15 protein-coding genes and 1 riboswitch are annotated in these 16,794 nt (G+C 67.3%); of the genes, 10 read left to right on the top strand and 5 right to left on the bottom strand.

Translation table 11 applies throughout. The features are described 5' to 3' along the window. Positions 1-178 precede the first annotated feature (178 nt). The 3 genes from CYD53_RS22300 (at position 179) to CYD53_RS22290 (ending at position 2,304) form a co-directional block, all read left to right on the top strand. On the top strand, positions 179-1,669 hold the full coding sequence (locus CYD53_RS22300; RefSeq protein ID WP_103720294.1) for a DEAD/DEAH box helicase: 1,491 nt from the start codon (positions 179-181) through the stop codon (positions 1,667-1,669). Positions 1,670-1,752: 83 nt separating this feature from the next. Further along, complete coding sequence (infA, locus tag CYD53_RS22295; protein WP_069690262.1) at positions 1,753-2,025, top strand: translation initiation factor IF-1; 273 nt, start codon at positions 1,753-1,755, stop codon at positions 2,023-2,025. Positions 2,026-2,034: 9 nt separating this feature from the next. Beyond that, positions 2,035-2,304: a hypothetical protein gene (locus CYD53_RS22290; RefSeq protein WP_103720293.1), complete on the top strand. Its 270-nt coding sequence runs from the start codon at positions 2,035-2,037 to the stop codon at positions 2,302-2,304. A 410-nt stretch (positions 2,305-2,714) separates the two neighbouring features. Here CYD53_RS22290 and CYD53_RS22285 read toward each other — a convergent pair whose 3' ends face one another. Both CYD53_RS22285 and CYD53_RS22280 read right to left on the bottom strand, forming a co-directional pair. After that, positions 2,715-3,323 (bottom strand): hypothetical protein, encoded by a 609-nt coding sequence (locus tag CYD53_RS22285; RefSeq protein WP_103720292.1) that lies wholly within the window; start codon positions 3,321-3,323, stop codon positions 2,715-2,717. Between the two features lie 576 nt (positions 3,324-3,899). Continuing rightward, positions 3,900-5,192: a cell wall hydrolase gene (locus CYD53_RS22280; protein ID WP_245928376.1), complete on the bottom strand. Its 1,293-nt coding sequence runs from the start codon at positions 5,190-5,192 to the stop codon at positions 3,900-3,902. Positions 5,193-5,433: 241 nt separating this feature from the next. On the opposite strand from CYD53_RS22280, the gene CYD53_RS22275 reads away from it, so the two are divergent. Further along, positions 5,434-6,666 carry an MFS transporter gene (locus CYD53_RS22275; RefSeq protein ID WP_103720291.1) on the top strand — a complete coding sequence of 411 codons (1,233 nt, stop codon included), beginning with the start codon at positions 5,434-5,436 and terminating at the stop codon, positions 6,664-6,666. A gap of 236 nt (positions 6,667-6,902) precedes the next feature. Beyond that, positions 6,903-7,889, top strand: coding sequence for an acrylyl-CoA reductase (NADPH) (gene acuI / locus CYD53_RS22270; protein ID WP_103720290.1), 987 nt, complete (start codon positions 6,903-6,905; stop codon positions 7,887-7,889). 221 nt (positions 7,890-8,110) lie between these two features. On the opposite strand, the gene CYD53_RS22265 is transcribed toward acuI, so the two are convergent. From CYD53_RS22265 to CYD53_RS22255, 3 genes are all read right to left on the bottom strand, one after another. After that, positions 8,111-8,785, bottom strand: coding sequence for a DJ-1/PfpI family protein (locus CYD53_RS22265; RefSeq protein ID WP_103720289.1), 675 nt, complete (start codon positions 8,783-8,785; stop codon positions 8,111-8,113). A 21-nt stretch (positions 8,786-8,806) separates the two neighbouring features. Then, a riboswitch (ZMP/ZTP riboswitch) is annotated at positions 8,807-8,887 on the bottom strand. A gap of 46 nt (positions 8,888-8,933) precedes the next feature. Further along, a complete protein-coding gene (locus CYD53_RS22260) occupies positions 8,934-9,839 on the bottom strand; it encodes a LysR family transcriptional regulator (RefSeq protein WP_103720288.1) in 906 nt (301 codons plus the stop codon). Between the two features lie 255 nt (positions 9,840-10,094). Continuing rightward, a complete protein-coding gene (locus CYD53_RS22255) occupies positions 10,095-11,072 on the bottom strand; it encodes an L-threonylcarbamoyladenylate synthase (RefSeq protein ID WP_245928375.1) in 978 nt (325 codons plus the stop codon). 186 nt (positions 11,073-11,258) lie between these two features. Here CYD53_RS22255 and CYD53_RS22250 point away from each other — a divergent pair, with 186 nt between their 5' ends. From CYD53_RS22250 to CYD53_RS22230, 5 genes are all read left to right on the top strand, one after another. Further along, positions 11,259-13,034: an acyl-CoA dehydrogenase gene (locus CYD53_RS22250; RefSeq protein ID WP_103720286.1), complete on the top strand. Its 1,776-nt coding sequence runs from the start codon at positions 11,259-11,261 to the stop codon at positions 13,032-13,034. Continuing rightward, positions 13,031-13,882: an SDR family NAD(P)-dependent oxidoreductase gene (locus CYD53_RS22245; RefSeq protein WP_103720285.1), complete on the top strand. Its 852-nt coding sequence runs from the start codon at positions 13,031-13,033 to the stop codon at positions 13,880-13,882. The genes CYD53_RS22250 and CYD53_RS22245 overlap by 4 nt, the downstream gene beginning before the upstream one ends. Before the next feature lie 12 nt (positions 13,883-13,894). Then, positions 13,895-14,755 (top strand): SDR family oxidoreductase, encoded by an 861-nt coding sequence (locus CYD53_RS22240; protein WP_103720284.1) that lies wholly within the window; start codon positions 13,895-13,897, stop codon positions 14,753-14,755. A gap of 97 nt (positions 14,756-14,852) precedes the next feature. Continuing rightward, the gene (locus CYD53_RS22235) at positions 14,853-15,842 is read left to right on the top strand and encodes a magnesium transporter CorA family protein (RefSeq protein ID WP_103720283.1); all 990 of its coding nucleotides are present in this window, start codon (positions 14,853-14,855) and stop codon (positions 15,840-15,842) included. Positions 15,843-16,196: 354 nt separating this feature from the next. Then, a complete protein-coding gene (locus tag CYD53_RS22230; protein WP_146055974.1) occupies positions 16,197-16,682 on the top strand; it encodes a hypothetical protein in 486 nt (161 codons plus the stop codon). Positions 16,683-16,794: the final 112 nt, after the last annotated feature.

Genomic DNA, 16,794 nt, shown 5'->3' with positions numbered 1-16,794 from the left:
GGCAGGCGCGTCTCGCGCCCGCCCGGCTTTCCAAAGACACCCTAAAAGACCCCTTCCGGCGCTGTGGCTTAGCGGTTCGCCGGCAGGAACGATCCAATATTCAAGGCCGGACGCAATCCGGCGGCACAGCCGACACCCACATGTGCCCCTTGCGTCGCGGCGTCCGGAAAGACCTATTTTGACTCAATTCACCGACCTCGGCCTGGCCGAGCAGCTTCTCAAGGCGCTCGCCTCCGAAGGTTACACCACGCCCACGCCGATCCAGGCGCAGGCGATTCCCCGCATTCTCGAGGGCCGCGACCTTCTCGGCGCCGCCCAGACCGGCACAGGCAAGACGGCAGCCTTCGCGCTTCCGCTGATCCACCGCCTGCTCAACCAGCCGCGTCGCATGGAGACGCGCTCGGTGCGCGCGCTGATCCTGTCGCCGACCCGTGAGCTCGCAGCCCAGATCGAGACCTCGATCCGCGCCTATGCCCAGTTCACCACGATCAAGTCGACCGTCGTCTTCGGCGGCGTGCCCGTCGGCAAGCAGATCCGCGCGCTCGGCCAGCATGTCGACATCCTCGTCGCGACGCCCGGCCGCCTGCTCGACCTCGTCGATCAGCGCGCCGTCTCGCTGCGCGAGATCGAATATCTCGTCCTCGACGAGGCCGACCAGATGCTCGATCTCGGCTTCGTCCATGCGCTGCGCCGGATCGCCACGCTGATCCCCAAGAAGCGCCAGACGCTGCTGTTCTCGGCGACCATGCCCAAGCCGATCCGCGAGATCGCCTCGGCCTATCTGACCGATCCCGTCGAGGTCTCGGTCGCGCCTGTCGCGACCACCGCCGAGAAGATCGACCAGCGCGTCATCTTCATCAGCCCCGGCGAGAAGCCGACGCTGCTGGCCAAGACCCTGAGCGTTCCCGAGATGGAGCGCGCTATCGTCTTCACCCGCACCAAGCACGGCGCCGACAAGGTCGTCCGCCAGCTCGAGATCTCGGGCATCAAGTCGGCCGCGATCCATGGCAACAAGAGCCAGGGCCAGCGCGAGCGCGCGCTCGGCTCCTTCCGTGACGGCGAATTGCGCATCCTGGTCGCGACCGACATCGCCGCCCGCGGCATTGACGTCGATGGCATCAGCCATGTCGTTCAGTTCGACCTGCCTAACGTCGCCGAGACCTATGTTCACCGCATCGGCCGCACCGCGCGCGCCGGCGCGTCGGGCGTCGCGATCGCCTTTTGCACGCCCGAAGAGCGCGGCGATCTCGCCGCGATCGAGAAGCTGACCCGCGTCGCCATCACCCCGATCGGCGAGGTTCCCTATTGGGACGGCCGTACGCCGAAGAAGCCGGCCCAGAACCAGGGTCGCGGCGGACGCGGCGCACAGAATGGCGGCGGCGGACGCGACCATGGCCGGCCCTCGGGCCAGCGCCAGGGCGCCAAGCCCGCCCATGCTGCCAAGCCTTCCCATGCGGGCAACGCTGCCCATGCCGGCCAGCGTCAGGAGCCGCGCAGCGATGCAGCTCGCCCTGATGCGCCGCGCAATGATCGGCCGCAGCAGCGCAGCGAACAGCCTGCGCAGCGAAAAGACGGTGGTTCCGCCAAGGAAGGGCTTGGCGGCGTCGCTTTCTTGCAGCAAAGAACAGATCAACGACGCACCAACGGCGCCCGGCGACGCGCGAACTGACGCGCAACCAGCCAGAGCAGGGTGGGGCGGCCTGACGGGCCGCCCATGACCCCCGCGCCTACGGGCACACGAAGGACGACAGTATGGCTAAAGAAGAACTGCTCGAATTCGACGGAACGGTGGTCGAAGTGCTGCCCGACGGCAATTATCGGGTGAAGCTCGACAACGAACACGTGATCCTGGCTTATGCGGCCGGCAAGATGAAGAAGAACCGCATCCGCACCATCGCGGGCGACCGCGTCGTGGTCGAGATGTCGCCTTACGATCTCGATCGCGGCCGCATCAACTTCCGCCAGAAGACGGCCGGCCCCGGCCCGGGCGCTCCGCCGCGCAATCAGAACTTCCGTCGGCGCTGAACGGGCACGATGCGCTTCACGCGGGTCGAGTTCGTCTTCATCGCTCTCGGCGCGGCGCTCGGCGCCATCGTCGCATTCGCTGCCAAGGCGGGCTGGGTCGGAGCGTCCTCGCCGCTCCCGCCTTTCGTCCTGGTGCTGCTGGGCTTGGGCGTCGTCGAGCTCGGCGTCGGCCTCGCGACCAGGAGCTCGCCGGGAAGCCTGATCGCCATGCCCGCCCGCATGCTGGCCTTCGTGGTCGGTGTCGGCGTGCTGGCCCTGCTCAATGGCGGGCTTGGCTGAGCGGGCATCATTGATCCGGGCTTCGCGAGAGCTGAAGAGCCCCGGAACCCAAGACCACTGAAGCTATCCGGAAGGCGCTGCGACCGCGGCGCCTTTTTTGCGTTCAGGGCTGCTGCCTACGCTCGGAAACACCGCGTCATCCCGGACAAGCGGCAAAGCCGCGCAGATCCGGGATCCATCATAGGGCATCGACGGCGCCCTATGATGGATCCCGGCGCTCCGCTTCGCTACGGCCGGGATGACGGCGCGGTTCCGAGCATCAAGCGCCTTGCTCCAGCTCCAGCAGATCACCATGCAGCAGCGCAGCGCTCCCGCTCAGGGCATCGTCCGCAAAAAAAGACCCCGGCCGGAGCCGGGGCTTTGAAGTGGTCTTTTCCGTGATGAAGAAGTCTACCTAGAACCTAAAAAACTCAGTAGCCGGCGCGCTCCCAGCGCTGCGAGCCGGGGCTCACGAGGACGTTGCGCTGGCGGGTGGCGTATTGCGCGGGCCGCGTCTCATGGACGACCTGCGTCGGCCGCACCATCACCTTGCGCTGGCGCTGGGTGTAGACGGCGGGGATGGTCTCGTAATCGACGGTGGCGGGCGCGACCTCGACGGTGCGCTGCTGGTAGCCATACTGCGCGGGAACCTCGACCCAGCAGCCCGTGGTGTTGCCATAGGCGTCGCGGGTCACTTCCCAGCGCCTGCTGGCGGGCGAGATCATCACCTTCTCGGAGACGCTCGAATATTGCGCCGGGCGATGATGCGGAATCTGCCGGGGCGGTGCGATCATCACCGTCTCGGTGACGTAGTCGTACTGCGCCGGGATGACGCGGGACTGGGTCTGTTCCGGGCGGATGAGATAGCTCTCGCTGACCGTGTCGTAGACCGGCGGCGTCTGCACGAGGTTGTAGCAGGCCGAACCGCGGCAGGAGGGTGCCGGGCGGCAGGAGTAGCCGGCGCAATCGCCCGCCTGGGCGGCTTGCGCGCCAAGCAGCAGAAGCGCGCTGAATGCCGAAGTGACGAAAACCTGACGCATCTGTCCGAACCCACCAGCCCTGCGGCATCACCGTGCCGCTTGTGGGATCAGAAAGCCTGCGCGGCGTGATGAACGCAAGGTAAACGCTCAAACAAGGTAAAATTAACCAAGCCGGGCCGGCAAACCACGTTCATGGGTGTTGAAATGGCGTGAAGCGGATCGCTCGAATGCGAGGGAGTTCGGGCTTGCTTGTGGATAGCGCGGGCGCATGGAGTGCGCCGATCCGGGAGCGGAAGTTCGTCATGGTCGGGCTTGGCCCTTGCGGGCAAAGGTGACGCGAAACACCGGATGAAGGGCGCGGGGAACCCTCTCCTGTAAGGAGAGGGCAGGGTGAGGTGTCGGCCGTTCGACCATTGAGGCTGCGGGCGGGGCTCGGCTATCACGTCCAGGGGCCTACACCTCACCCCTGCCCCTCTCCTTGCAGGAGAGGGGTTCCTCGCACTTCTCCCCTCTGTCAGCGCCCGTTGGAAAGCCTGCGATGAGCGGAGCGTTTCAATGGGGCGCTTGCGGCGAACCGGCTCGTCGCGGGACAAGCCCGAGAATGACGCCTTTCGATGAATGCCCGACCTGCTGCCCTCAAGTCTGCCCGGGCCGCAGCTGATAAAAGACGTGCTGGCCGATCGTGTCCATCTTCTTCAGCTTCTTCGCCCAGTACGGGCGGACGTAGTTGGCGTGGTAATGCGTGGAGCCGCCGACCTCGGGCAGATAGGTCGTGCCCTCATAGACCTCGCGGGCGATGCGGACCGCGTCGTGCCAGGGCGCCGGCTCGGTGATGCGCAGCGATTTGCCCTCGCAGGCGAAGGTGAACTGGCAGGCGAGGTAGCGGCTGGCGTTCTGGTAGACCACGCCGCAGACATTGTCGGGATAGAGCCCGCTCTTGACCCGGTTGAGCACGACCTGCGCCACGGCGGCGCGGCCCTCATTCGATTCCGAGCGCGCCTCGAAATAGACCGCCTCCGCCAGGCAGCGCTGCTGGCGCGCCATCTCGCCCGGAGCGATCAGGCCGGCATAGCTGATCTGCGGGCCGGGATCGCCCTTGCGCATGGTGCTGGTCGCGGGCGGCGCCTTGGCGACGAGGTTGGGGCGAGTCAGCGCCGCAGGCGGCGCGGGAGTGACCGGGGTGGCCAGCGTCGCGACATTGTAGTGTACCGGCGGCGTCGAGGAGCTGCTGGCGGCGCGTCCAGACACGGAGGGCGTCGAGCCGTCGATGCTTTCCAGATGCAGTTCGGCCTGACGCGGCGAGGTGATCAGGCGGTGCTGCGAGCTTGGCGAGGCGTCCGCCATCGCAGGATCCGTCAGCCCCTCCTCATTCGCCGACGGCTCGAAGCCGATCTGCGGCCCGTCGACGGCTTCCGCCGCGCGCTGGGCGTCGAGTGAGAAGCCGCCAGAGATCAGGCGCGGCTGGGTGTCGCCGAAGACGACGCGTTCGAGCTCGCCTGCCGGCAGCGCCGAGAGGCCTGGCCGCAGGCCGGGCAGCGGGTCACCCTTGGCGGTGCGGTCGACCTCCGGGAAGCCCGAGACCGAATGTTTCATGTCGTCGCGCGGCTGGCGCGGATCGATCGCGACGAGCCGCTCGGGATCGTCGAAGGAGAGATGCGCCTGCCGGATCGCCGAGGACAGGGCAAGGCCGGGCAGCCGGAAGGCGCTGCCCGCGACCAGCAGCGAAGGGCCTTCCTCGAGCGCCGAATCGAAAGCCGGCGCGGCGCGCTGGATCGATGAATAGGGCAGGGCGTCGGGGCCGTAATTCTGGCCGGCCGAGGCGGTGAAGGAGACCAGAACGCCGGCCGAAAGCGCCCATGGCGCCACCGTGGCCAGGGCCCATTTGACCCCGAGCGAACCGATCCGTCTCGTACGCCTGCGCAAACGCACCTGACCTGCTACTCCACCCGATCCCGGAAGACAGCGCGCATTCGCGCCATGCCGTTATCACCCCGGTAGGGTTGAGCAGCGGTTAATGAGACCGGCAATCTTCGGATTTTGCCGGTTCGCCCATGCAAGGCTGTGATGCGCAACGCCACGAAAAGGCGTTGTTGCGCCGCCCGGATCGGCGCTACCGTGCAGCCACACGATCAATATTGCGCTCGCTCGCAGAGACCGCCGGAGACCGATCATGAGTGCAGCCCCCGCGCGCAGCTACGCTCCGGAGGTGATCGTCGCCGCCGGTTGTCTGATCGCCCTGATCACCTTCGGCCCGCGCGCCAGCGCCGGCCTGTTCCAGATCCCGATGACGCTGGAATTCGGCTGGGGCCGGGACACCTTCAGCATCGCAATCGCGATCCAGAACCTGCTCTGGGGCCTGGGCGCGCCCTTCGCGGGCGCGGTCGCCGATCGATTCGGCACGGTGCGCGTGCTCTGCTTCGGCGCGCTGCTTTATGCGGCGGGGCTGGTGCTGATGGCCTATGCCGCCACGCCGCTGACCCTGCATCTGGGCGCCGGCGTGCTGATCGGCTTTGGCCTCTCGGCCTGTTCCTTCAACCTCGTGCTCGCTGCCTTCGGCAAGCTCCTGCCGGAATCCTGGCGGCCGATGGCCTTTGGGGCCGGCACGGCGGCCGGTTCCTTCGGCCAGTTCCTGTTCCCGCCGATCGGCAACATCCTGATCGAGCAGATCGGCTGGCATCAGGCGCTCGTCGTCTTCGCCGGCTCGGTTCTGCTGGTGATGCCCTTCGCCTTCATGCTGGCGACGCGCAAGGACGGCGTGACCCAGCCCAGCGCGACCGCGAATCTGCCGGGCCAGTCGATCATGCAGGCGCTGACGGAGGCCTTCAAGCACCGCTCCTATGTCCTGCTCGTGCTCGGCTTCTTCACCTGCGGCTTCCAGCTCGCCTTCATCACCGCCCATATGCCGGCCTATCTCAAGGATGTCGGCATGGCGGCCTGGGTCGGCGGCTGGACGCTGGCCGTGATCGGGCTCGCCAATGCGGTCGGCTCGCTCTGTTCGGGCTGGCTCTCGACGCGCATGCCCAAGCGCCACCTGCTGGCCTGGATCTATCTCGGCCGTTCGGTCGCGATCGCCGCCTTCATCCTGCTGCCGCCGAACCCCGCGACAGCGCTGGCTTTCGGCGCCGTCATCGGCCTCTTCTGGCTCTCCACCATCCCGCCGACCTCCTCGCTGGTGATGCTGATGTTCGGCACGAAATACATGGCGATGCTCTATGGCTTCGCCTTCTTCTCGCATCAGGTCGGCGGCTTCCTCGGCGTGCTGCTCGGCGGCGTGCTCTACGAGGCGACCGGCTCCTACCAGATCGTCTGGTGGCTCTCGATCGCGCTCGGCATCGCCTCGGCGCTGATCAACCTGCCGATCATCGAAAAGGCCGTCGAGCGGCCGCTGGCGCAGCCGGCGTGAGACGGGACTGACCAAAGACGCACAGGCTCGCCGCTTGCGGCGCGGGGCGCGGCGGGTCATTCATCCATCGAAACCAGGCCACCACCTCAGCCCTCATCCTGAGGAGCCGCGAAGCGGCGTCTCGAAGGATGATCCAGGAGGTTCAGAGAACACTGGAGCATCCTTCGAGACGCGCGCAATTGCGCGCTCCTCAGGATGAGGGCTGTGGGGGCTTCTGTCGATTGGAGGAAACGCGCATGACCACGTTCAAGGCCCTGGTCGCGACCAAGGGCGAGACCGGCCCCAACCTCGCCTTCACCGATTTCGCCGAGAGCGATCTAATGGAGGGCGATGTCACCGTCCGCGTCACCCATTCCACGGTGAACTACAAGGACGGCCTCGCCATCACCGGCAAGGCACCGGTGGTGCGGCGCTGGCCGATGATCCCCGGCATCGACTTTGCCGGCAGGGTCGAGACCTCCGACCATCCCGATTTCAAGCCGGGCGACCTCGTCATCCTGAACGGCTGGGGCACGGGCGAGACGCATCTGGGCGCCTATGCCCAGAAGAGTCGGATCAAGGGCGACTGGCTGGTGCCGCTCCCGCCCGGCATGAACCCGAGCGAGGCGATGGCGATCGGCACCGCCGGCTACACCGCGATGCTCTGCGTGCTGGCGCTGGAGAAGCATGGCCTGAAGCCCGCAGACGGTTCGGTCGTGGTGACGGGGGCTGCCGGTGGCGTCGGCTCGGTCGCGACCGCGCTGCTTGCCAAGGCGGGCTGGCATGTCATTGCCTCGACCGGCAGGCCCGAGGAGGCGGATTATCTGAAGAGCCTGGGCGCGGCCGAGATCATCGATCGCAACGAGCTCTCCGCGCCCGGCCGCCCGCTCGGCAAGGAACGCTGGATCGCCGGGGTCGACGCGGTTGGCTCGCACACGCTGGCCAATCTGCTGTCGATGACCAGATATGGCGGCGCCATCGCCGCTTGCGGGCTGGCGCAGGGCATGGACCTGCCCGCATCCGTCATGCCCTTCATCCTGCGCGGCGTCGCCCTGCTCGGCGTCGATTCGGTGATGTGCCCGAAACCGCGCCGGCTCGAGGCCTGGGCCAGGCTCGCGACCGATCTCGACCGCGACGCGCTGGCCAAGATCACCACCACCATCCCGCTGGAGAGCGTGATCGAGACCGGCAAGGCGATCGTCGAGGGCAAGGTGCGCGGGCGGGTCGTGGTCGAGGTGGGGTGAGAGCCTAGGTATTAACCGTCATTGCGAGCACCCGGGTCTTGCCTTCGGCAAGCCCGAGTACAGGCTCCGCGAAGCAATCCAGGGGGACGTCGAGTTCTGCCGCTCCAGGATTGCTTCGTCGCTTTGCTCCTCGCAATGACGGTGTGGTTCAGGCCAAAACCGTCCCCGGAGCATTGCGCGCGAGAAACCGGCACCCGTTTTTTTCCTGGCAAGGCTCTGGCTCAGGCCAGGGCGGCACCCACGCGCCGCGCGATCTGTTCCCGCTCGCTCTGGAACTTCGCCGAGTCCTGCCTCACGGTGGCGACCAGTTCGCCCGAGGCGCTCGCCGGCGAGCCGCCGGGGAAGGGTGGCTGCGGGTCGTATTCCATCTGGAGCTGGACCTTGCGGGCGCGCTCCTCGCCGAAGATATCGGCCATCAGGCCGAGCGCGAAATCGATGCCCGAGGTCACGCCCGCTCCGGTGACGCGGTTGCGGTCGCGCACGACGCGCTCCGCCAACGGCTCGGCGCCGAGCAGGGCGAGCTGCGGCAGCGAGAGCCAATGGCAGGTGGCGCGGTAGCCCTTGAGCAGGCCGGCCGCGCCCAGGACCAGCGAGCCGGTGCAGACCGAGGTGACATAGCGCGCCGAGGCGGCCTGCCGGCGCAGGAAGGCGAGCGTCTCCTCATCCTCCATCAGCGCGGCCTGGCCGGGGCCGCCGGGCACGAACAGGATGTCGGCCTGCGGGCAGGCCGCGAAGGTCGTGCTCGGCAGGATAGCCAGGCCGCCGTCGTCCCTGACCGGGTCGGCCGTCTTCCAGACCAGGTGCAGTTCGAGCTCGCGGAAGCGGGTGAAGACCTCGAAGGGGCCGGTCAGATCGAGCTGGGTCAAGCGGGGATAGAGCAGCATCACGACATGCATGGGGGCGTCTCCGGAAGGGAATGAGAGGACCCAGGCGCGCGGCAGCGAGGCTCGCGCTCCCCGGTGGTGGCCCACCTCGCAGCGCCAGTCACGCGAGCGACGTCATGCTAAAATGGCCAGTGAGCGGGCGCAAACGAAACCCCGCTCCTCAACCCATGCCCTCGATCAGCCCACGTTTCTTCGCCAGTTCGTTGCCGCAGAAGTCCATGAAGGCGCGCACCCTGGGCGCATGCCGGATATCGGGATGGGTCAGGATCCACAGGCCCGTCGAGAATTCCGGATCGGGCGGCATCAAGCGGACGAGGCCCGGCCGCTGGTCGGCGATGAAGCAGGGCAGGGGGCCGATGCCGAGGCCCTGCTCGACCGCCTCGGTCATGCCCAGCACGGCCGAGCTCTTCAGCGCGATCCGCTCGGGCGCGACCCGCTCGCGGACATAGCGGGCAGCCTTGACATAGCCGAGCTGGTCGCCGAGCGCGACCCAGTCGCGCTGGAAGAGGGCTTTCGGATCGGCCTGCTCGGCCGGCGTCAGCTCGTCTCCGGCGCGGCCATAGATCGCCCAGTTCAGCGTCGCGAGCCGGCGCCCGACTAGGGTCTCGCCCGGTGAGTCATTGGCGCGGATCGCAACATCGGCATCGCGCTTCGACAGGTTCAGCGTCTGGTTGCCGATGACGATGTCGAGGCGGATCAGCGGATGCGCCAGGCGGAAGGCGGCGAAGATCGGCAGCAGGACGTTGAGATAAAGCGTATCGGTCGTGGTCACGCGCACTTCGCCCGACGGCGCGACATCGCGCCCGGCCAGGCGCAGGCCGAAGGCGGTGACGTCCTCGTCCATGCGGTTGGCCAGCGCTGCCATCTCGGTGCCGGCGACGGTCGCGACATAGCCGGTCTTGCGGCGCTCGAACAAAGGCAGGCCGAGCTGCTCCTCGATCTGGCCGAGACGGCGGAAGACCGTGGAGTGGTTGACGCCGAGCGCGTTCGCCGCACCCGTCAGCCCGTCATGGTCGGCGATCGCCTTGATCAGGCGGAAATCATCCCAGGCGAGATTGGAATTCATTGGCGGCCTGTCCCATCGGAGACAGGGCTATCGCATGTGACCCCACAGCCCTCATCCTGAGGAGCGCTTCCGTAGGAAGCGCGTCTCGAAGGATGCTCCAGAAGGCGTTTCCGGAGCAAACTGGAGCATCCTTCGAGACGCAGCCTCCGGCTGCTCCTCAGGATGAGGGCTCTAAAAGTCCAAATGCGATCCCCTGCCTTGGAAGGCGGACCCAAGCCGATATCTTGCAGCATTGCAAGATGGCGCTTGCCGGCTTCAGCGTGGCGCGGCGGCTCGCCGAAGGCGGTCGTTGATCGCCTCGCCCAACCCATGCATCGGGATCGCCGCAACGGCGATGGTTGCCGGCGCGGCCATGTCGAGCTGGCGCAGATAGCCGAAGAGGTTCGCCGCAGCCTCCATGAGATCGCCTGCCGGGCTGAGATTGAGCTGGAGCGTGGCAGGCGACAGCGTGACCGGCTCGGGCCCGAAACCGAGCCAGGCTTCGCCGTCACGCGGCCCTTCCGCATCGAGCCTGACGCCGGCGGCGGGGGCATAATGCGAGGCCAGCAGACCCGGCGAGATCGGCGCGGCGCCCGATTCGCCGGCGAGCACGAGCGAGCGCCCGATCACGCCCTCGATCGCGGCACTCGGCACGCCGCCGGGGCGCAGCAGGCGCGGCGCGCCGTCGAGGCAGGCGACGATCGTCGATTCGACGCCGACCTTGGTTGGTCCGCCGTCGAGCACCGCATCGATGCGCCCGTCGAGATCGGCCAGCACATGCGCGGCGCTGGTGGCGCTGACCCGGCCGGAGCGGTTGGCGGAAGGGGCGGCGATCGGCCGTCCCGCCGCTTGCAGGATCGCCCGCGCCACCGGGTGGGACGGCACGCGCAGCGCCACCGTCGCAAGCCCCGCCCGCGCCAGTTCGCTGACGCTGCAACCGCTCGAGACCGGCACCACCAGCGTCAGGGGCCCCGGCCAGAAGGCGCGCGCCAGCGCCAGGGCGTTGGCGTCGAACAGGCCCTGCCGCCGGGCAGCCGTGAGGTCGGGCAGATGCGCGATCAGCGGGTTGAAGCTCGGCCGCTCCTTGGCCGCGTAGATGCCGGCGACCGCGGTGCCGGAGGTCGCGTCCGCCGCCAGCCCGTAGACCGTCTCCGTCGGCAGCGCCACGAGCTTGCCCGCGCGCAGCAATGCGGCCCCAGTGGCGACGCCGGCCTCGCTGTCGTCCAGCCGCTGCGTGACGCGTTGATCGGGCACGATTGACCTCTGATGGTTTAGATATAAACTATATTCGCAGCAGGCTACGGATGTGGACGCGTGACGAAGGTCGCGCTCGCCTGCGCGTGGCGTCGGGGATAGTTCCTCGCTAACATCGCGGCAACGTCAAAAGCAGACCCGCATCTGCCGATCAGGCAGGATATGCGGGCTTCCAGGGAGAATTTCATGAGCTACCGCGCCCCGGTCGAGGACATCATCGCCACCTTGCGCCATGTCGCCGGCCTCGACGGGCTGATCGCGGAGGGGCTTGCGCCGGAGCTCGACGGCGGCCTCACCGATGCCGTTCTGGAGGAGGCGGCGAAATTCGCCGGAGACGTGATCGCCCCGCTCAACCGCGTCGGTGACACGCATGGCTCGACCCTGAAGGACGGCGTCGTCACCACGCCGCCGGGCTGGAAGGAAGCCTACAAGGCCTGGACCGAGGCCGGCTGGAACGCACTTCCCGGGCCGGAGATCTATGGCGGCCAGGCCCTGCCGACGCTGCTGCAATCGGCCTGCACCGAGATGTGGAACTCGGCCTCGCTCGCCTTCGCGCTCGGGCCGCTGCTGACGATCGGCGCGATCGAGGCGGTTCACGCCCATGGCTCCGAGCATCTCAAGCAGACCTATCTGGCCAAACTCGTCTCGGGCGAGTGGATGGGCACGATGAATCTGACCGAGCCGCAGGCGGGCTCCGATCTGAATGCGCTGCGCTCCAGGGCCGAGCGCGTCGGCGACGGCACCTACCGCATCACCGGCCAGAAGATATTCATCACCTATGGCGAGCATGGGATGACGGAGAACATCATCCATCTCGTCCTGGCGCGCCTGCCCGACGCCCCTCCCGGCACGCGCGGCATCTCGCTGTTCCTGGTGCCGAAATACCTGGTCAATGCCGATGGCACGCTCGGCGCCCATAACGACCTGCGCTGCTCCGGCATCGAGCACAAGCTCGGCATCCACGCCTCGCCGACCTGCTCCATGGCCTATGGCGACAATGGCGGCGCGATCGGCTGGCTGATCGGCGAGGAGAATCGCGGCCTCGCCTGCATGTTCACGATGATGAACAACGCCCGTCTCAACGTCGCGCTGCAGGGCGTCGCCATTGCCGAGCGCGCCTATCAGCAGGCGCTGGCCTTCGCCGGGGAACGCCGCCAGGGCACGGCGCTCGACGCGCCCAAGGGCTCGGCCATGAGCCCGATCATCGTGCATCCCGATGTGCGCCGCATGCTCATGGACATGCGCGCCAAGACGCAAGCCGCCCGCGCCATCTCCTATATGGTCGCCGCCGCGCTCGACCGCAGCCATCGCGAGACCGACGAGGCCAGGCGCAAGGCCGCCAGCGAGCGCGCCGCGATCCTCACCCCCGTCGCCAAGGCCTATGCCACCGATATCGGCATCGATGTCGCCTCGACCGGCGTGCAGATCCATGGCGGCATGGGCTTCATCGAGGAGACCGGCGCCGCCCAGCATCTGCGCGATGCCCGCATCTGCACGATCTATGAGGGCACCAACGGCATCCAGGCGATCGACCTCGTGCTGCGCAAGCTGCCGCTCTCCGGCGGCAACGCGGTCAAGGCGCTGATCAGCGAGATGCGCGGCGTGGTCGGCAAGGTCGAGGGCGCCAACACGCCGGGCTTCGGCCACAGCGCAGCCCGGCTCAAGGCCGCCATCGATTCCCTGGAGCGCGCCACCGACTGGATGCTGGCGACGATGGGCGCCAGGCCGGGCGAGGCGCTCGCGGGTGCGACGCCCTATCTCAAGCTCTTCGCCTTGGCGCAGGGCGGCACCGGCCTCGCCCGGAAGGCGCTCGCCATGCGCGCGGAGGAGAATGGCGCGGCGGCTGTCGCCACGGCCCGCTTCTTCGCCGAGCATGTCGTCACCGAGGCCCCGGCGCTGGAACTGGCGGTGACGGAAGGCGCCGGCGCCGTCGAGGACGCCGACGCGGTCTTCGCGGCGTGAGTGAAGTCCCGCGCGCGCTCGCAGGCCGCATCTGCCTCGTCGCGGGCGCCTCGCGCGGGCTTGGGCGCGGCATCGCCAGGGCGCTGGGCGAAGCCGGCGCGACCGTCATCGTCACCGGCCGCTCGAGCGAGGCCGGTCCCCGCACCGACCAGCGCCAGGAGACCTTCGAGGATACGGCGCGCGAGGTCGAGGCCGCCGGCGGCAAGGGCCATCCCTATCGCTGCGATCACACGCAGGAGCGCGAGGTCGATATGCTGGTCTCCTGGGCCTTGCGCCGCTTCGGCCGGCTCGACTGCGTGGTCGATGCCGTCTGGGGCGGCAATGAGGGCTATGACGGCGAGCGCTATCCCGATGGCTCGCAATTCGGCGCGCCGTTCTGGCGCAGGCCGGCGGCAAGGCTTGGCCAGAATTTCGAGAGCGGCGTCTACGCGCAATTGCTGCTGGCGCGCGCGGTCGCGCCCGCCATGGTGCAGATGCGCAAGGGCCTGATCGTCACGGTCAGCTTCGACACCGCCGGCGGCTATCTCGGCGATGTCTTCTACGATCTCGCCAAGACGGCGATGAACCGCCTGACCCTGGCGATGGCTGAGGAGCTCAAGTCTTTCGGCGTCACGGCGCTGGGCCTGTCTCCCGGCCATGTCCTGACCGAGCGCGTCACCGATGCCGGCATGGCTGAGGAGACGACCGAGAGCCCGCTCTATGCCGGCCGCGCGGTCGCGGCGCTCGCGGGCGATCCCGATGTCGCCCGCCATGCCGGCCATGTGCTGCATGTCGCCGATCTCGCCCGCGCCTATGGCTTCACCGATCGGGACGGCACGCAGCCGGGCCGCTTCACCATTCCAGCCTGAGGGAGGTCAGTCATGTCGCTCAAGAACAAGACGCTGTTCATCACCGGCGGCTCGCGCGGCATCGGGCTCGCCATCGCGCTCAAGGCCGCGCGCGACGGCGCCAATGTCACCATCGCCGCCAAGACGGCCGAGCCGCATCCCAAGCTCGCGGGCACGATCTATACCGCCGCCGCCGAGATCGAGGCGGCCGGCGGGCAATGCCTGCCGCTGATGGTCGATGTCCGCAACGAAGCGAGCGTGGCTGATGCCATCGCCAGGACGGCGGAGCGCTTCGGCGGCATCGACATCGTCGTGAACAATGCCAGCGCGATCTCGCTGACCAACACGCAGATGACCGACATGAAGCGCTTCGATCTGATGCAGCAGATCAACACGCGCGGCACCTTCATGGTCTCGAAATATGCGATTCCGCATCTGGAGAAGGCGCAGAACCCGCATATCCTGATGCTGTCGCCGCCGCTCGACCTGGCGATGCGCTGGTTTGCGCCGCATCTGGCCTATTCGATCGCCAAATACGGCATGAGCCTGTGCGTGCTCGGCCTCGCCGGCGAGCTTGCGCCGAAGGGCATCGCCGTCAACGCGCTCTGGCCGCGCACGACGATCGCGACCGCGGCGGTGCAGAACCTGCTCGGCGGCGACAAGATGGTGCAGGCGAGCCGTACGCCCGAGATCCTCGCCGACGCCGCCTATCTGATCTTCGGCAAGCCGGCGCGCGAATTCTCCGGCCAGTTCCTGATCGACGACAGCTTCCTGGCAAGTGAGGGCGTCACCGACTTCACGCCCTATCGCGTCGACCCCTCCGTGCCACTGATGCCGGACTTCTTCGTGCCGGCCGCGAGCCGGCCGCCCGAGGGCGTCAAGGGCGGGATGTGAGGGAGGCGTGGGCTGTCATCGGTTTGACATCATGGGGCGCTTGGGGTTCTTGCGGCGCAGCGAAGGGCTTGCTCGCCGCAGCTGAAAGTCGCCTGCCATGCTCCTGATCCACAATATCTGTCCCGATCACGGCGACCGGCTGATTCGCCGCATATTGACGACGGACGAGCCGATCCCGAAGGGCGCGGTCTGGATCGATCTGCTCAAGCCGACATCGCTGGAGGACAAGAAGATCGAGGCCCATCTCGGCGTCTCGATCCCGACCCGCGAGGAGATGCACGACCTCGAGCCCTCCGAGATCATCTATACCGAGAACGGCGCGCATTACATGACGGCGCGTGTCATCTGCCAGTCGGAGACCGATGTCCCCAAGCTCGCCGACGTCACCTTCATCCTGACCGAGGCGGCGCTGGTCACGGTGCGCTATGACGAGCCCGGCGCCTTCGGCATCTTCCTCAACCGCGCGACCAAGCCCGATGGCTGCGGCATGGAGCCCGCCGCCGTGCTGGAAGGGCTGATCGAGGCCATCGTCGACCGCGCCGCCGAGGTCCTGCGCGGCGTCGGCGACAGGATCGACGCCCGCTCGCGGCAGATTTTCGACGGCAAGAGCTCGGATGTCGAGCAGGGCGGCGCCTATCAGGCCGTGATCCGCAAGATCGGCCAGTACGAGCACCTCATCTCCAATGTGCGCGAGAGCATGGTCTCGGTGGAGCGCGTGCTTTTGTTCCTCTCGGCCAATTTCAAGCGTTCCAAGAAATCGGCCAGCGCGATCACGCCGGAATGGCGCTCGGCGATCCGCGACGTCCAGGCGATCGAGGAACACGCGACCTTCATCTCCAGCAAGCTGCAATTCATGCTCGATGCGACGCTCGGCCTCGTCGGGCTGGAGCAGAACAAGATCATCAAGCTGTTCTCGGTCGTCGCGGTGGTGCTGATGCCGCCGACCCTGATCGCCTCGATCTACGGCATGAACTTCAAGGCGATGCCGGAGCTCGAATGGGCCCATGGCTACCCGATGGCGCTGGCGATGATGGTTGTCTTCGCCATCCTGCCCTACCTGTTCTTCCGCTGGAAGAAGTGGCTGTAGCCAGGCCGTCCTTTTGGAGGGTGGTTGAAACCTCCCTCAGCCCTCATCCTGAGGAGCCATGCCTTAGGCATGGCGTCTCGAAGGATGCTCGTCGAGGCTCCAGAACCTCCCGAACCATCCTTCGAGACGCCGCTCCGCGGCTCCTCAGGATGAGGGCTCAAGTCTCAATTGGCCTCTTGAAATGCGCCATTATCCCAGGCCTCCGCGCAGCCAGGTCCGCCACGCGAGCAGCATCCTTTCGAAGATTCGTGTTGACGCCGGCCAGGCGTGAGCTTGTGTCCGGGCGCTTGCATGGCAAGCGTTGCCGCAGCTTCGCGCGCTGTGGCGGAAGCCAAGAACGATTCGGACGAGTTCATGAGAATGCTTCTGGCCGCGGCTGCTCTGTTGAGCCTGCTTGCGACGCACGCCTATGCCCGCAATGTCGCGGTTCCGGACAAGGATCCGGCCGTGACGATCACGGTGCCCGATAGCTGGGAGACCGAAGCGATCACCTATGGCTATTCCGCCCAGTCTCCGGACAAGGACATCTTCTTCTCCGTCGAGTTCGCCAGCGCCCGCGATGTCGGCAAGATGATCGACAACAACGCGGCCTGGATGAAAGACAACAACATCAAGGATGTGCCGCCCAAGAAGGTGGAAACGCCCTTCAACGGCATCCCGGCGACGATCTTCCAGTTCGAGACGAGCGACGACGACGGCCCGACCACCGTCGAGCTCATCCTGCTGCCGGCCGGCAAGAACCGCGTGGTCATGCTGACGCTCTGGGGTTCGGACGCGGAACGCACCAGGCATGGCGCGGCGATCGATACGATCATGAGCAGCGTCAAGGCGATCCAGTAATCAGGCGCTGGCAGGCAGGTTGCGGGGCCGGAGCGCGCGCCGCATTCTGTTGTCATCCTGGGCGGCCGCAGGTCGTCCCGGGATCCATCGGAGGGCGTCATTTTCGGGCGGA

It is taken from the genome of Allobosea psychrotolerans, assembly GCF_002917105.1.
Classification (GTDB): Bacteria; Pseudomonadota; Alphaproteobacteria; order Rhizobiales; family Beijerinckiaceae; genus Allobosea; species Allobosea psychrotolerans.
The sequence above is the reverse complement of the archived record's forward strand: the minus strand, read 5'-3'. Positions and strand labels throughout refer to the sequence as shown.

What these genes read in the sequence shown, in the direction of transcription:
- infA (WP_069690262.1), top strand. Translation starts at nt 1,753, where the DNA reads ATGGCTAAAGAAGAACTGCTCGAATTCGACGGAACGGTGGTCGAAGTG.
- CYD53_RS22290 (WP_103720293.1), top strand. Translation starts at nt 2,035, where the DNA reads ATGCGCTTCACGCGGGTCGAGTTCGTCTTCATCGCTCTCGGCGCGGCG.
- CYD53_RS22285 (WP_103720292.1), bottom strand. Translation starts at nt 3,323, where the DNA reads ATGCGTCAGGTTTTCGTCACTTCGGCATTCAGCGCGCTTCTGCTGCTT.
- CYD53_RS22275 (WP_103720291.1), top strand. Translation starts at nt 5,434, where the DNA reads ATGAGTGCAGCCCCCGCGCGCAGCTACGCTCCGGAGGTGATCGTCGCC.
- acuI (WP_103720290.1), top strand. Translation starts at nt 6,903, where the DNA reads ATGACCACGTTCAAGGCCCTGGTCGCGACCAAGGGCGAGACCGGCCCC.
- CYD53_RS22265 (WP_103720289.1), bottom strand. Translation starts at nt 8,785, where the DNA reads ATGCATGTCGTGATGCTGCTCTATCCCCGCTTGACCCAGCTCGATCTG.
- CYD53_RS22260 (WP_103720288.1), bottom strand. Translation starts at nt 9,839, where the DNA reads ATGAATTCCAATCTCGCCTGGGATGATTTCCGCCTGATCAAGGCGATC.
- CYD53_RS22250 (WP_103720286.1), top strand. Translation starts at nt 11,259, where the DNA reads ATGAGCTACCGCGCCCCGGTCGAGGACATCATCGCCACCTTGCGCCAT.
- CYD53_RS22240 (WP_103720284.1), top strand. Translation starts at nt 13,895, where the DNA reads ATGTCGCTCAAGAACAAGACGCTGTTCATCACCGGCGGCTCGCGCGGC.
- CYD53_RS22235 (WP_103720283.1), top strand. Translation starts at nt 14,853, where the DNA reads ATGCTCCTGATCCACAATATCTGTCCCGATCACGGCGACCGGCTGATT.
- CYD53_RS22230 (WP_146055974.1), top strand. Translation starts at nt 16,197, where the DNA reads ATGAGAATGCTTCTGGCCGCGGCTGCTCTGTTGAGCCTGCTTGCGACG.